Consider the following 15,213-nt stretch of genomic DNA (forward strand, 5'->3'; position numbering starts at 1 on the left):
TTTTCTGCTCACGAAAATAGGCCTTATAATTTAGCAGAATATTCTATATTTATCTGCTTTTTAAAAAATTTCTACAAAATACAGGAGTTTCCTTCTATTTTCTTTCGGGACTTTCTTTTATGTTCTAACAATGTTCGACATTCGTATAAATTTTTACTTTAATACGTTAAGTGTTTGTCCAACCACAATCAAATCGGTTTTGAGATGATTCCACTCTTTGATTGTGTCAACAGTAACTCCATATTCATTTGCAATCCCCCAAAGAGTATCACCTTTTTGTACGGTTACTTCACTCTTATTTGATTTCATAGTCGATGCAGTTTCAATGGTTTCAGCCTCCACTGTAACTCTCTCCAATGTTTGATCAAAATAGACGACTGGGTCAACAGCCTTCGTTTTATGTGCGTTCCATTCTCCTTCATGAACTTCAAAATGGAGGTGGTTTCCATGTGAATTACCTGTATTACCGACAGTCCCGATTATTGTCCCTCTTTTCACTTGTTTGCCCTTTGGAACAAGTCGCTCACTCAAATGGGCATACACTGTCTCTAATCCATTTACATGACGAACAAAAACAACATGCCCATATGAGGTCGAATAGTAGGATTTCTTAACTGTTCCATCCTCGACAACACGGACCTCAGAACCGCTGGGAGCAGCTATATCGACACCATAATGATTACCACCACGTGTCCCGAAATGGTCCGTTAGTTCCCCAATCACAGGCCATTCCCAATCTGATTCACTATCACTCCTTGCAGAGCCTTCTGCAGAAACTTCATCTGTCGTATGTATGATCAAGAGAAACATAAATGATACAATCACCAAAAAACCAAGAGCTTTTTTCAATATAAAAATACCTCCATTAAAGTGTATGTTCGGGCTTGGACAAGCACATAACATATCCTATGGAGGTAAGGTCATTTTTATAACTTGTATAATCAATTGTAATTATAGTGTAATATGCACATATTTGCAGTCTATTTCGCCTACTGTTACGCATGAAACAAGATTTGTCGTCATTTTAGGATTTCTTTCTCTTCTTTTCGAGGTAAAAAGAATGTAAATGTCGTGCCCTCATTTACCCTACTATGCACGGAAATCTTTCCACCATGTCCTTCTACAATATTTTTGACAATTGCAAGCCCAAGACCTGTTCCTGATCGCCCTCTCGTTCTTGCTTTATCTATTTTATAGAAACGCTCAAATACAAACGGCAAATCTTCATTCGGGATGCCAGTACCCGTATCAGTTACTTCAACCGTAATACCTGCTTCATTGTTTTTCATCGATACATGGACTGAACCACCTGAGTTGGTATGTCGCAATGCATTATCAATCAGGTTGGTCATTACTTGTTCGATACGATCTGCATCTGCATGGAATTGTACTGACTCTTCCGGTAAACTCAACTCGATTCCAACATTCCGTTCCCTAGACAGACCTTGAAACTTATGAACAATGCGCTTATAAAATTCGTTAAGCTGAATTTCAGCAAAGTTCAGTGAAACAAACCCTGCTTCCATTCGAGCTAGGTCTAATAGTTCATTTACGAGACGTCCCATTCGAAGAGACTCATCATAAATAATTTGTGCGATATCCTTCTTCTCTTCTTCCGTACCTGCAATATCATCTATAATTGCTTCGCTATATCCTTGAAGCATTGCAATCGGTGTCCGTAATTCATGTGAGACATTGGCGATAAAATCTTTGCGAAGTTTATCATGCTGTCGTTCTTCTGTCATGTCCCGAAAGACAGCTACTGCACCACGTACATAGGAGTGGTTATAAAGTGGAGTCATGACAACTACCCAGCTTCTACCTTGAATACTTACTTCCGCCATTTGTTCTTTTTCTAAATTTACAACCTGTAGGAATAATTCATTTATTTGTTCTGGTACTTCCTCACCACTCTCCCTCTGATCCTGCATACCATTTTCATAGTACCAGGCTTGAACAAATCGTTCAGCGGGAGGGTTAGTAACTAGAATCTTTCCTTTTCCATCGAACGTAATAACACCATCCGCCATACTGCTTAGTATACTCGACAATTGTTCTTTTTCCTGACTTAATGCGTTTATATTGTTCTTCAGCTGGCGCCCCATTCTGTTAAACGATAAGGCGAGTTCACCAATCTCATCGTGAGTTAGAATCGGAACCTTCGTATCGAATTTACCTTGAGCTACTTCAACTGCTGCTTCACGCATACGTCGTAATGGGGCGGTAATACGTGTCGAAAGGAAAAATGCGAAAATGGTCGTCAATATGATTGCAATCCCTGCAGATAAATAGATAATCTGCTTTGCTTTTTGATTTGTTTCTTCGATGAGTTCAAGCGACTGATAAATATAGATGGCTCCTTGCTCTGTAGAAGATAATTGAACAGGTACTCCAACAATAAGAATTTCGTTATGTTGAGTTGTCCCATTTCGTTTAATCGGAAAGTCACCTTGGACATCTACAGTCTCCTGGTTCTCAAGCACCTTCGAAAGATCTTCATCTTTTCGGAACATTGAATATGGAATGAGCGGTAGCATCGTCTTATCTGAAGCATGTGAAAATTTCGTATCCTCTCCGACCACAATCACATTACTTGAATGGGCATCGACAATAGTAGAAACCGTATTAATCGATTGTTCAAGTTCCCCTTCTTCTTCAATCATTTCAGACAAAGATTCCGCAAGCTGAGTGAGTTGTACCTTTGCATCTTCTACGATAAAGTTCTCGAAAAATTGAAGCAAAAGGACGGTTAAGATAAAGAGTACGACGGATACAAGAAGGAGTATTGTCCCCCAAAGCTTTCCTACAACACTTCTCCAGATCATTCTTTTTCGTCTACCTCGAACTTATATCCGACTCCCCACACTGTTGTGATCATCAAGGCAGCCTCAGGAGAAACACGGTTTAATTTCTCTCTTAGCCTTTTAACGTGTGTATCTACCGTTCTAAGATCCCCAAAGAACTCATAGTTCCATACATCCTTCAATAGTTGTTCCCTGGAGTAAACTTTATCAGGTGTTTTTGCTAGGTACAGTAAGAGTTCGTATTCTTTAGGGGTGAGATTGATTTCTTTTCCATCAGCGGTAACACGGTGTGCATCATTATCAATCGTTAAACTAGAGAACACGAGCACATCTTTGCTGACTGTATCCGTATGTAAGAATTTCGTTACAGTCGATCGGCGTAAAAGTGCTTTTACACGTAGTATAACTTCACGTGGACTAAATGGCTTAACGACATAATCATCTGCACCTGCTTCAAACCCTTGAACTCGATTTGATTCTTCGCCTTTTGCCGTTAGCATGATAATGGGTGTCGCTTTGTGCAACCTTAATTGTTCACAGACTTCGGTTCCATCCATTTCCGGGAGCATCAAGTCAAGGAGAATGAGATCAAATTCCTCATTATTTGCAATTGTTAATGCTGTTTCTCCATCCTCTGCCTCAACAACTTCAAAGTTTTCTCGTTCTAAATACATTTTCAACAATTTCCGAATGCGTTCCTCATCATCAACAACTAAGATTCGTGCTTCCTTTTCCATGCTTAACACACCCTTCCTTTCGATTCATTCTACATAAATTTATCAAGTGTGACAAAGGGGCTGATCCTGATGTAAGGTATCAGGTCATTTATGAACAAACCAGATACTTATGGATCAACCCCACGATTTAATTATTATGCATATGAGTGTAAACCGGCAATGACCAGATTCACTGCAATTAGGTTAAACATAATGATAAGGAACCCGACAACGCAAAGCCATGCGGATTTTTCCCCATGCCATCCTCTCGATAGACGCAAATGTAAATAAGCTGCATAAAAGAGGAATGTAATCAATGCCCATACTTCCTTTGGATCCCAACCCCAAATTCGCGTCCAGGCGTCGTATGCCCAAATCATTGCGAACACTAATCCACCAAGTGTAAAAATCGGGAAACCAATCGCAACTGCCCTGTAACATATCTCATCTACCAGCTGTAGGTTCACATTTTTAAAGGCAGGTTGAATCGCTGCACCAATCCGTTTTCTGAGACTGAGAAGCAATAGTCCATACAGGAGTAAGCCACTAAACAACGACCAGATAAATGTGTTTAATTTCTTAGGTGCTTCAACACCCTCCATCCAAGCAGGAGCCTCAAACAAAGGACCAAAACGATTGTCGGTTAATTTCTCACCATCATGGGGACCAGCGATTGCAGGCATTTGATACGTTAGTGTAGCTGGTTTTTCTTGTTCATCCACCCACTTGAAGCTTACTTCGTAGTCCATTGTACTAAATGCAATTGAAACAAGAATAAATCCAAGAGCACTTAATAATGAATAGAGAATTACCTCTAGCATTACTGTTTTTAACGATCGTCTTGTTTGGTCGATTTTTGCAATTAAGTATATTAATCCGGCAACAAAGCTTATTGCTAAAATTCCTTCTCCAAGCGCCACAGTCGTCACATGGATTTTCAACCAGTCACTTTGAAGCGCTGGAATGAGCGGCTCAACCTCTTTTGGGAACATACTTGCGTATGCAATGACGAGTAGTGCAATCACCATTGCAAACACGCCGATCGCATTAAGTCGATAGATTGCGTAAATTACAATGAAACCGAATACCATCATCATGCCAAAAAAAGTTGTGAACTCAAACAAGTTACTTACGGGAGCATGTCCTGCAGCAATCCACCGGGTAATAAAGTATCCAAGCTGGGTAAGGAAACCAAGAATGGCAAGGATAAATCCTCCAATTCCCCATTTATTTGTTTTCTGGTCTGCTTGAGTGCTCTTTTTTACTGTAATCGAAATAGTAAATACGACCATTGCGACCATATAAATGAAGAATGCGATATACAATAAAGTACTACTTAACTGAGCCATTTGTTGCCTCCTTTCTAGTTATTTGGTTCTTTACCTTCCTGATAATCAACTAATTGATTGATTCCTAATTTCGTTGTAACATCATCTACTTCACGTTTCACACCATACCAGTTTTTGTTCGTATGAGCGGCCATCCAAACTTCGTCCTCTGTAATTTTGACCCATATTCGTCTATGGTTCCAGTACAATCCTTGAACAACCCCAAGCATGAAAATAATACCTCCAATTAGAAGCATTGGTAGGGTTTTATCCTTCTTAACGGTTAAACCGGTTATAAACTCCGTTTCAATTCCATCGAATGTGATTTTATACTGATTATCATTTGATGGATCAAGGTTTTGACGAATCCCTATGAACGCAATTTCACCTTTTGGTGTCTCAGGTGTAAACATTTTAAAGATAAATGCTGGATTATTCGGTATGTTTGTTTTTGTAGCTGGTTTATTGTTTTCAGCATCAAAATAGAAATCAGGGAAGTAGTTTTGCAATACCACTTTCCTACCATTATCAAGCTTGTACACTTCTTTCGGGTTTAAGAGATCGACCTTGAATTTACCAAGTGCTTTCCCTGTCTCGCTATTCTCAAGCTTAAAGTTCATCTTCCGCATTTCCTGACGATAGTCCACTTGGAATACAGCAAAGTCTTCAAATTTGAGTGGTTTGTTCACTTGAATTGAATATTCCTTTACTTTTTCGAGCTCTGGTTTTGCTCCAGGTAGCTTTTCTCCAGCTTTATAAAGAATGATATCACTTTGATAATTTTTCGGAATAGGTTGTTGAACCCGTTCCAATGCCTCAGAATATTGGTCATTCTCTTCGTCATACACTTCGAATGTGAATTTCTCGTTTTTGAGATAATAGGTGTGATCTGTGCCATCGATCGCTTTTGTTTCTCCTTCACGAACCCACATATCATCATCTAAGTGCATCCCTGGCACACTTCTTAGCATTGCTCCTAATAAAAAGATGATAAGTCCTACATGATTAACATAAGGTCCCCATCGTGAAAATCTTCCTTTTTCAGCAAGAATGCTTCCATTCTCTTTACGTACACGGTACCGCTTTTCCTTCAAGCGAAAAATAATTTCTTCCAAAAGCTGTTCTTCATCATCACCACGCTTTGTAGTGGAAAACATGCGCTGTCGTTTCAAGAAATTGTCGTGTTTAGTTACACGCTGATTTTTTAAAGAACGGTACAGCGGTATACCACGGTCAATACTTGCAACAATTAACGAAACACCTATTAAACCTAATAGTAATACGAACCACCATGAAGTATAGAGGTTATGGAATCCCAGTTGGTAATAAGCGTCACCAAGAAAACCATATTCTTCCTCATAGTATAAAGCTGGATCGGCTGATGTTGGAATATACATCTCTTGCGGGAAAATTGTCCCGACTGCTGAAGCAATCAAGGTAATCACAATCAGCCATACGCCAACCTTAACACTCGAAAAGAAATTCCAAATCTTATCAACAACATTGGTGTTATAGGTTTGCGAGCGTCGAGCACTACCTTCATACCTCATATTTAGTAGCTCTGTAGACTCGTTTTCTTTAATAGGCTTACCACATGATTCACAAATTATTGTACCGTAGGGATTCAGATGGCTGCACTCGCATTTAACCTTGTCCATTTGAACACCCCGTTATGGTTTGATTTTTTCTAAATAATTTCGAATGACTGTGTCAGTTAGTTCTCCTGTTGTCTTCTTAATTACTTTCCCCTCTGGTGAAATAAGATACGTTGCAGGTAAATTTCCTACTCCATAAGCATCTACTACTTCCCGCTGCTCATCTAGGACAATCGGAAAAGTTAGTCCTAAGCGATCGGCAAAGTTTTGCACCGTAAATTGAGATTCTGCAATATTGACAGCAAGAATGACGACACCCTCATCCTTGTATTTTTCATATTGACGTTGCATTGCAGGCATTTCTTTTTCACACGGCGGGCAATATGTACCCCAGAAATTCAAGAATATACCTTGACCTTTATAATCTTCTAGCTCAACTTTATTTCCTTCTAAGTCTTGTAGAGCAAAGTTTGGAGCCGTATCCCCTACTTCGACGAGTCCTTTCTGGTTGCTGAACACCGTTTCGTAGAGGGAGTATCCAAGGGCAAGGGCTATTACAACCAATATGAGTGAACGCATGATTAAACGTTGTCGTTTTTTCATTTGGCAGTCGCTCCAATCTAGTCTTCTTCCTTATCTACTATAACGCTATTTTTCTCTGTGTTAACAGGGTTTTTTTGACGTTTATGTGACAGCTAGAGTCCGTAATTGTTTAATTTCATGCGGAGTAAGTGGACGAAATTCTCCAGGGTTTAATCCTTTCAAATCCAATAAACCATATCGTTCACGCTTTAATTTTTGAACAGGAAATCCGATCGCATCGAACATCCTTCTCACCTGCCGATTTTTACCTTCATGTATGGTAATCTCCACTATTGCTGTTTGCTTTTTCTTCTCTAAACTTTTCAGCCTTACTTTTGCAGGTGCCGTTTTTCCATCTTCAAGACGAACCCCAAGGGCTAGCTGATTTATGTCCTGTTTCGAAGGGATCCCTTTTGTTTTTACAATGTAGTGCTTCTCCACTTTATACTTGGGGTGCATAAGTAAATTAGCAAATTCACCATCGTTAGTCAGTAACAAGAGGCCGGATGTATCATAGTCCAGTCTTCCAATTGGGAACAGGCGTTGCTCAATCTCTGGAAAATAATCGGTAACGACTTTCCTTCCCTTTTCATCCTTTACACTAGAAATAACAGCAGACGGTTTATAAAAAAGGAAGTACACAGGTGCTTCTTTTTCAATTGGTACTCCGTTCACTTCTATTTCATCGGAGGGGCTAACCTTAGTTCCTAGTTCGGTCACGGTTGTCCCATTTACTTTCACTTTTCCATCTTCTATAAGCTTCTCAGCATTTCTGCGAGAAGCAATTCCAGCTTGTGCAATCACTTTTTGTAAGCGGTCCATACTTTCACCTCATTTTCCATCATACTCTTCGATTCTTTAATTCTCAAGTTTCTAATAAGAAAAGCGCAAGCGCCCTGGCTAGCCACGAAGGTCACTGGAAGGCCACTGAGGAGGCTGTTGCCGCCGGAAGGGGACTGAAGTGATCCGAGTGGCTGGGCGCTGGAGCTAGACATTGCCTCTCTGCATCAAAATTTTATACTTTCTTACCTCAATATGAAAAAAGCGGGTGACTCACAAGGAGTCACCCGCTTTTTTACTACCTTCCAATATCAGAACGACTTGTTATGGGATTAGAAATCCTCCTAAAATACAAGAATAACGACGATTACAGCACTAATTATCCCTACCAGATCAGCAAGTAACCCAACTTTTAACGCATCTCCCATCTTACGGATACCAACCGCCCCAAAATAGACGGTTAGTATGTAAAGGGTCGTATCTGTACTACCTTGCATTGTGGAGGCTAAACGTCCGATGAAAGAGTCCGGACCGTGTGTTGCTATTAGATCTGATGTCATTGCGAGCGCACCTGTTCCTGAGATAGGTCGAATAAGGGCAAGCGGCACAACCTCGCTTGGTACCCCAACTGCTGATAAGAATGGCTTTATAATCTGAATCAAAAAGTCCATCGCACCAGATGCACGAAATACTGAAATTGCAACAAGCATTCCTACTAGATAAGGTATGATGGAAATGGCAATTGAAAAACCTTCTTTCCCACCTTCTACAAACTCTTCATAGGTCTGTACACGTTTAAACGTTGCATAAACAAGAACAAAACCAATTAGACAGGGGAGGATCCAGATAGAAATGATTGTAACAATACCCACACTAGAGCCTCCTTTTTCTTACTCTACGTGTATAAAAATACCGATCAATCAAAATCGCTGATATCGTAGAACAGGCAGTTGCAATGATTGTAGTACCAACAATTTCTGTCGGTGAAGCCGATTCATAGTTCATTCGAATCGCAATGACTGTCGTTGGGATTAGCGTTAAGCTTGAGGTATTAATTGCTAAGAACGTAATCATGGAACGCGAAGCCTCTACTCGATCATTATTTAAACGTTTCATTTCCTCCATCGCTTTGATCCCCATTGGTGTAGCAGCATTCCCCAGCCCAAAAAGGTTGGCGACCATATTTGATAAAATATAGCCCATTGCCGGATGGTCTTTCGGAACTTCAGGGAATATCCTACTCACAACTGGGCGAAATAACCCTGTTAATTTATCTAGTAGCCCTGCTGTCTTTGCAATATTCATCAGGCCGAGCCAGAAAACGAGTATACTTATTAACCCGATACAAATCACAACTGCTTCCTGAGCACTCTTAAATAAAACCTTGTTCACTTCATCCATTGTTCCATTGATTGCTGCAAAAAGCAGACCAAAAACGAACATGAACACCCAGATAATATTAACCATAAGGCACCGTAATCACAAAGAATTTTTTAACAACGTTCTTCATTGTCTCCCAGAATGTTTTCTGTTCAAAATTTCTGTGGGTTCCTTCTATAAATAAGGGCATTGTACCTATCGTTTGATCAGCTACATGGATCGTTAACTTACCTATGGGGCTTGGAAGTTTATTCTTCCATTCTCCTTCTTTCGGTGGTGGGATTAATGTAATCTCGTTCTTCACTTGCGACTTTTCCTTTTCTGTCAATGGATACAAAAAGCTCCTTACCGTTTCAACAGAATCTTTGTATATCTCACCCTCTAAACCCTCTATCGTGCCTTTTTCAACAATTGGTACGAGATCATAGGTCTCAAAACCCCATTCAAACAAATTGATATGGTCCTGCCAATCATCTCCATCATTTAAAGTAACAGCGATCAATCCCATGCCTTCCTTTTCAGCAGTAGATACAAGAGTCCGTTTTGCACGTTTTGTGAAACCGGTCTTTCCTCCGGTAGAGTACTCATACATTCTTAATAGTTTATTTTTATTTTTCCATACCCGCCCCCATTTCTCTCCTTCTTGAGGCGCCTTATGGGTCTTTGTACCAGCAATTTTTCTATATTTACCATTATTCATCGCGTATTTGGTAAGAAGTGCCATATCATAGGCTGTTGAAAAATGTTTTTCATGATCATCAAGTCCATGAGGATTTGAAAAATATGTATCTCTCATTCCAATTTCTGTAGCCTTCTGATTCATTAAAAAGACAAAGCCGTCTAAACTTCCTCCAACGTGTTCTGCAATCGCTACCGCTGCATCATTACCTGACCGAAGCATCAACCCATACACAAGATCCTCTAATAGGATTCTTTCTCCCTGCTTTAAATAAATGGATGATCCTTCTGTATAGACAGCTCGTTCGCTTACTTTAACCATTTCATCCATTTTCCCTGATTCGATTGCAAGAACGGCTGTCATAATCTTAGTAATACTTGCGATTCGCATTTTTTCATGCTCGTTCTTACCAAAAAGGACACGACCAGAGTCCTGGTCCATCAACACGGCTGCCTGAGCGGACACACCTGGATTTTGGGCATATACGGTGTTTGCAAGTGGTACGAAAAACAGTAAGAGTAGTAAGGATAAACTTATGATCATTGCCCTTTTTGTTAGTATTGAACCCATAACATCCCGTCCCTTAGCCTTGTTTTGTACAAGTTTATGCCGAAATAGACAGGATATGATTTAAAATAATTGTAGCCGTGTGTGTTTTTGATAATGTAAACGTAATATTTTTATGGTAAACAAATTGATTAACGTTGTCTTTTTGTTGTTTGGGGTAAAAATTTCGGAGTGCTGGCAAATGCATTTGAATAATTGGACTGATCAGATAATGCCTTCTCTTCAAAGGGGATTCGAACAAAAGTAAGTAATAAGGAATTCAGCACTGAGAACAAAATCGCTGTAACGTATGCATTAAAGAGTATGGGGATAATAACAATTTCAAGAGCTACGATTACATAATTCGGGTGTCTTAGAAAGTGGTAAGGCCCACGTTTCACAACATTTGCATCAGGAAGAATGATTACTTTCGTATTCCAAAACATTCCTAAGGAACGAATGGTCCAGATTCTCAGTGCTTGGAGGAAAATAAACATCACAAATAGGATCGATGCTAATGGGGATAGTCGGTATCCAGTTAATACCACTTCTACTATAAAACTAATAAAGAAAAAGGAATGAAGCAATACAATATATACATAATGCTCCTGACCCAGCTCAACCGCTCCTAGTTGTTTCATTTTCATTTCATTTCGCTTTGCTACAATAAGCTCCATCACACGCTGAAGAACCAATAAAGATGTAAAGATTAAAAACAAAACCAACAAGCTCACCCCCTTTTAATCACTGCTCCACTCCAGAAGTAATATTTCAGAACTAAACCCTGGACCAAGAGCCAGCAATATACCTAGTTCTCCCTCTTCGATTGTTTTATTCATGAATCGTTCAAGGACGTAAAGTACAGTTGCGGAAGACATATTTCCAAAGTCACGAAGGACATGCATCGAATCTTCGAACATCTTGTTTGATATTGATAAAGCCTGTGCATATGCATTTAATACTTTTAAACCACCTGGATGTGCAATGTAATGGTGTATTTGATCCAATGAAACATCTTGGTCAAGTAAAAACTTTACCAGATTGGGTTGTAACCAGCTGGAAACAATGTTTGGAATATCTTTTGAAAAAACTACGTATAAACCATTGTCTTTAACATCCCATCCCATAACGTCTTCAGAATCGGGCATTAAAGTAGATTGTGTAGCTCTTATTTTCGGAGACGCCGATTGAGAACTATATTGACTGCGTCGAATCTCATCACCAACCATTAGTGCACAACTGACCCCATCTGCGAACAAAGAGGTTCCAATCAAATTGCTTTTCGAGATATCATTTTTTTGAAAGGTTAAACTGCACAATTCCACACATAAGACGAGTACTTTTGAAGATGGATAAGCAAGGCAATGTTCATACGCTCGCGATAATCCTGCTGCACCTCCAGCACAGCCAAGACCCCAAATCGGGATTCGTTTCGTATGAGGATTAAACGGTAGAATATTCATAATTCGAGCTTCAATACTAGGTGTAGCTAGTCCGGTACTCGAGATGAAGAGGATTGCGTCAATATCATTGATCGGGATAGGGCGTTGTAAGTAGTGGTCATTGGTGACACACTGGCGAATCGCTTCTACACCATATTCAACAGACTTCTCAATGTATTTATCATTCCGTTCTTGTAAAGAGTGTTCCTCCTTATACCATTGCATTCCATTTGCAAAATAACGTGTTTCAATTTGACCATTCTGAAAAACGCGTAATAGTCGATCAATATTAGAGAAATGATCCTCAAATAACTCTTTTGCAAACTCTACTGTTTCATTTTGAAGAAGCGGATATTCCGGATTACACGTACCGACAGATAAAATCGAAGGCATAGGCTTTGTCCTCCTAGAATGATATGTACCTATGATATATGTTCACTAAGTTAACAATTTGAAAACCTTTTTATAAGTTTGTACCTATTTAATACAATTATGTAAAATCGGTATAAACGTCTAGTCCGCCCACTAGACGAATGCATATAGTATGGGTGAGTGCTTATAAGGAAGAGGGGATATTAAATGTCTGAAGGATTAGGAAATGGATTTATTTTAGTTGTGGTCTTGTTCGTATTGTTAGTTGTTATTGGGGTTACTGTTTATTCTGGGTCTCGTGGCTAATTATTATAGGGGATGGTATCGTTCGAACATCCCCTATTCTACATATTACTTTGAAAGGCTGAGCTTACCCTTCTCATAAAGCTCTGTCACCATATGCTTCAATTGATCTGGTTCGATTCCTTCGAACAAGTCAGCGAACTGTTGATTGTCATTTATGTATACGCGATGACGTTTTTCATACTCAGGGTGTTGATATAGGGCAATTAGACCGATCACATCTTTTAAATGAACGCTTTGATTATTAATTTCATAGATTGGGTTTTCATTAAATGGTGTCAATTCACCAATTAAATCGTCAAAATAACGAAGATACAGCAGTGCAAAAGTACGTTCCTTACCGGATTTTACCGTATAAGTTACCTCGGATCGGTTAAAAAAGTCCTCAGGTGAATTGGATTGTGACTTTTCAAGTTCATAGCCGTTACACGACGTTATAATCATTGTTCATCCCCCTTATTATCAGCTGGATCGAGAATCGATTCGAAATTCTCGAAGAAAAGGTCTGCTTCACTTTCATCACCCTCTTCTTCATGCTTTTCAGGTAAAACAGGTAACTCAGCTGTAGACTTGAGTCCGAAGTATTCAAGAAAGTCCTTGGTCGTCCCGTATAATATGGCTCTTCCTGTTCCTTCTGCTCGGCCTACTTCTTTAATCAACAATTTTGCGGATAACGTCTGAAGCGGTTTCTCTGTTTTTACCCCTCTTATTTCCTCAATTTCCGTACGGGTAATCGGTTGTTTATAGGCAATGATTGCGAGGGTTTCTAGCGCTGCCTGAGATAATGAACTTGTAGTCGGTGATTCTAAAAAGCGCTCATAATATGAAATGTGTGCCGCTTTTGTAGTAAATTGATAACCACCTGCGATTTCAACAATTTCAATCCCTCGATCACGTTTCGTATAGACATCTTTCATTTCCTGCATCAGTTCTTCAACCTCGATCGGATCAATTTGTAATACATCCGCAATCTGCTTAGCTTCTAATCCTTCATCTCCTACAACGTAGAGTAATCCTTCAATCACAGCTCTCTGCTCTGCTCTCGTTGTCAACCTGCATCCTCCTTTGTTAGTTGGATCGTAATGTCATTGAAGTTCGTCGTTTGGACACATGAAATTTGTTTTGTTTTCATAAGCTCAAGGATGGCAAGGAACGTAACGACGAGGTGTTCTTTATTCGGGTATGGAAAGAGTGTCTGAAATGTTTGATACCCTTTATTAAATCGTAACTCTGAAACAATTTCAGTCATCCTAGTTTCAATTGGGATTTCCTGACGATCAATTTTAGTTTGAGTGGGTTTAGGTTTCCGTTTCTTAGTTGATATCCGTTGAAAAGCATCGATTAAATCATACACAGTAATATTCGAAACAGGATTAACAGGCTCTTGATGTTTCTCGATATGATCAAGGTTGCTTGGTTGCTTCGTCAACGTTAAACTCCGCTTAATCTCCCTCTCTTTTAAATACGTAGAGGCTTCTTTAAACTTCCTATATTCAATCAAACGCCTGACGAGTTCATCCCGTGGGTCCTCTTCTACTTCCATCTCAAGTTGCTGATCATAATCCTCCTCTTCCCGTTTCGGCAATAACGTCTTGCTTTTAATTACGAGTAGTGTTGCCGCCATGACTAAGTATTCGCTTGCAATATCTAGCTGAAGTTCCTGCATGGTATGTATGTAATCCATATATTGTTCAGTAATCGCTTTAACAGGAATATCATAAATATCAATCTCATATCGATTGATTAAATGCAATAGCAGGTCGAGTGGTCCCTCGAACGCATCGAGTCTAACGTTGTATTCGCTCATAAATTTTCACCATTCTCATAATCTACTACCTGTAGATAAAATCATCCTTTTTAAACAACTTCTCTTAATCAAATAAAACGAGGAAAATATGTCGATATTATAGCATATCACTAATAGGATCACAATTTCATCCTTTTCATTGTAAGTCATTCCTATGATAAACTATATATAGAAATGAAGTGGAGGAATCGTCATGTACCCAAAGCCATATATTGATTTTTTAGTACATTTTCATGGATTACGAGACTACTTCGAATGTCATGAAATACTCGAAGAACATTGGAAATCTGAACCGAGAGGCAGTCGGAAAGATTACTGGGTCGGTTTAATCCAGGTTGCCGTTGCACTATACCATCAGCGCCGATGCAACTTTTCAGGTGCATTGAGAATGATGGAAAGTGCTTTATCCATCATTGAACGAGAACAAGATGCAATCGATCATTTAGGGCTTGATTCTAGTAAGCTCAGAGCTCTATTAAGAGAAAGAACGAATGACCTCAGACAGAACAACCCTTACAAAAGTATTAATCTTCCAATCAATGATAACCATTTACTTTTACTGTGTGAACAAGAATGTAAACATGTAGGTTGTGTATATGGAATGCCTAGCGATTTAGGAAATGAATACTTAATTCATAAGCATACGAAGCGTGATCGATCTGATGTGATCGAAGAACGTATCGAACAAAAGCTACTCCGAGAAAAGGGAAGAACCGATTCTTAGAAATTCTTTAACGAAAAACCACAATAAGAAAAGCGCAAGCGCCCTGCTTAGCCACGAAGGTCACTGGAAGACCGACGAGGAGGCTGTTGCCGCCGCAGGAGGCCTGAAGTGATCCAAGTGGTTGGGCGCTGAAGCTGGACATTACATCCATGCCG

The 15,213-nt window shown here is 39.5% G+C and carries 17 protein-coding genes; 2 read left to right on the plus strand and 15 right to left on the minus strand.

Going from position 1 to position 15,213, the window contains the following annotated elements; translation table 11 throughout:
* Positions 1–153: 153 nt before the first annotated feature.
* From NON16_RS06115 to NON16_RS06170, 12 genes are all read right to left on the minus strand, one after another.
* Positions 154–849 (minus strand): peptidoglycan DD-metalloendopeptidase family protein, encoded by a 696-nt coding sequence (locus tag NON16_RS06115; RefSeq protein ID WP_257347771.1) that lies wholly within the window; start codon positions 847–849, stop codon positions 154–156.
* Between the two features lie 170 nt (positions 850–1,019).
* On the minus strand, positions 1,020–2,825 hold the full coding sequence (locus NON16_RS06120; protein WP_257347773.1) for an ATP-binding protein: 1,806 nt from the start codon (positions 2,823–2,825) through the stop codon (positions 1,020–1,022).
* A complete protein-coding gene (locus tag NON16_RS06125) occupies positions 2,822–3,541 on the minus strand; it encodes a response regulator (RefSeq protein WP_257347775.1) in 720 nt (239 codons plus the stop codon). The genes NON16_RS06120 and NON16_RS06125 overlap by 4 nt, the downstream gene beginning before the upstream one ends.
* A 134-nt stretch (positions 3,542–3,675) precedes the next feature.
* Positions 3,676–4,869, minus strand: coding sequence for a c-type cytochrome biogenesis protein CcsB (gene ccsB, locus NON16_RS06130; RefSeq protein ID WP_257347776.1), 1,194 nt, complete (start codon positions 4,867–4,869; stop codon positions 3,676–3,678).
* A gap of 14 nt (positions 4,870–4,883) precedes the next feature.
* The gene (gene resB / locus NON16_RS06135) at positions 4,884–6,506 is read right to left on the minus strand and encodes a cytochrome c biogenesis protein ResB (protein WP_257347777.1); all 1,623 of its coding nucleotides are present in this window, start codon (positions 6,504–6,506) and stop codon (positions 4,884–4,886) included.
* A gap of 12 nt (positions 6,507–6,518) precedes the next feature.
* On the minus strand, positions 6,519–7,046 hold the full coding sequence (gene resA, locus NON16_RS06140) for a thiol-disulfide oxidoreductase ResA (protein ID WP_257347778.1): 528 nt from the start codon (positions 7,044–7,046) through the stop codon (positions 6,519–6,521).
* An 81-nt stretch (positions 7,047–7,127) separates the two neighbouring features.
* Complete coding sequence (locus NON16_RS06145; protein WP_257347779.1) at positions 7,128–7,847, minus strand: pseudouridine synthase; 720 nt, start codon at positions 7,845–7,847, stop codon at positions 7,128–7,130.
* Between the two features lie 302 nt (positions 7,848–8,149).
* Positions 8,150–8,677, minus strand: coding sequence for a spore maturation protein (locus NON16_RS06150; RefSeq protein ID WP_257347782.1), 528 nt, complete (start codon positions 8,675–8,677; stop codon positions 8,150–8,152).
* Position 8,678: 1 nt separating this feature from the next.
* Positions 8,679–9,272, minus strand: a complete 594-nt coding sequence (locus tag NON16_RS06155; protein WP_257347783.1) for a nucleoside recognition domain-containing protein — start codon at positions 9,270–9,272, stop codon at positions 8,679–8,681.
* Positions 9,265–10,434, minus strand: coding sequence for a D-alanyl-D-alanine carboxypeptidase family protein (locus NON16_RS06160; RefSeq protein WP_257347784.1), 1,170 nt, complete (start codon positions 10,432–10,434; stop codon positions 9,265–9,267). Before NON16_RS06160 ends, NON16_RS06155 begins: the two co-directional genes overlap by 8 nt.
* Positions 10,435–10,562: 128 nt before the next feature.
* The gene (locus tag NON16_RS06165; protein ID WP_257347785.1) at positions 10,563–11,135 is read right to left on the minus strand and encodes an isoprenylcysteine carboxyl methyltransferase family protein; all 573 of its coding nucleotides are present in this window, start codon (positions 11,133–11,135) and stop codon (positions 10,563–10,565) included.
* A 15-nt stretch (positions 11,136–11,150) separates the two neighbouring features.
* Entirely contained in the window at positions 11,151–12,278 is a 1,128-nt protein-coding gene (locus tag NON16_RS06170; RefSeq protein WP_257348059.1) for a type III polyketide synthase, read from the minus strand.
* A gap of 153 nt (positions 12,279–12,431) precedes the next feature.
* Here NON16_RS06170 and NON16_RS06175 point away from each other — a divergent pair, with 153 nt between their 5' ends.
* Positions 12,432–12,530, plus strand: a complete 99-nt coding sequence (locus NON16_RS06175; RefSeq protein WP_257347786.1) for a YjcZ family sporulation protein — start codon at positions 12,432–12,434, stop codon at positions 12,528–12,530.
* A gap of 45 nt (positions 12,531–12,575) precedes the next feature.
* Here NON16_RS06175 and NON16_RS06180 read toward each other — a convergent pair whose 3' ends face one another.
* The 3 genes from NON16_RS06180 to NON16_RS06190 are packed head-to-tail and all read right to left on the minus strand — an operon-like array spanning position 12,576 to position 14,334.
* Entirely contained in the window at positions 12,576–12,971 is a 396-nt protein-coding gene (locus NON16_RS06180; protein WP_257347788.1) for a hypothetical protein, read from the minus strand.
* Positions 12,968–13,579, minus strand: coding sequence for an SMC-Scp complex subunit ScpB (scpB, locus tag NON16_RS06185; RefSeq protein ID WP_257347789.1), 612 nt, complete (start codon positions 13,577–13,579; stop codon positions 12,968–12,970). The genes NON16_RS06180 and scpB overlap by 4 nt, the downstream gene beginning before the upstream one ends.
* A complete protein-coding gene (locus tag NON16_RS06190) occupies positions 13,576–14,334 on the minus strand; it encodes a segregation/condensation protein A (protein WP_257347790.1) in 759 nt (252 codons plus the stop codon). The genes scpB and NON16_RS06190 overlap by 4 nt, the downstream gene beginning before the upstream one ends.
* A 193-nt stretch (positions 14,335–14,527) precedes the next feature.
* On the opposite strand from NON16_RS06190, the gene NON16_RS06195 reads away from it, so the two are divergent.
* The gene (locus tag NON16_RS06195; RefSeq protein ID WP_257347791.1) at positions 14,528–15,058 is read left to right on the plus strand and encodes a DUF309 domain-containing protein; all 531 of its coding nucleotides are present in this window, start codon (positions 14,528–14,530) and stop codon (positions 15,056–15,058) included.
* Positions 15,059–15,213: the final 155 nt, after the last annotated feature.

The sequence above is a fragment of the Pseudalkalibacillus decolorationis genome (genome assembly GCF_024609785.1).
GTDB lineage: Bacteria > Bacillota > Bacilli > Bacillales > Fictibacillaceae > Pseudalkalibacillus > Pseudalkalibacillus decolorationis.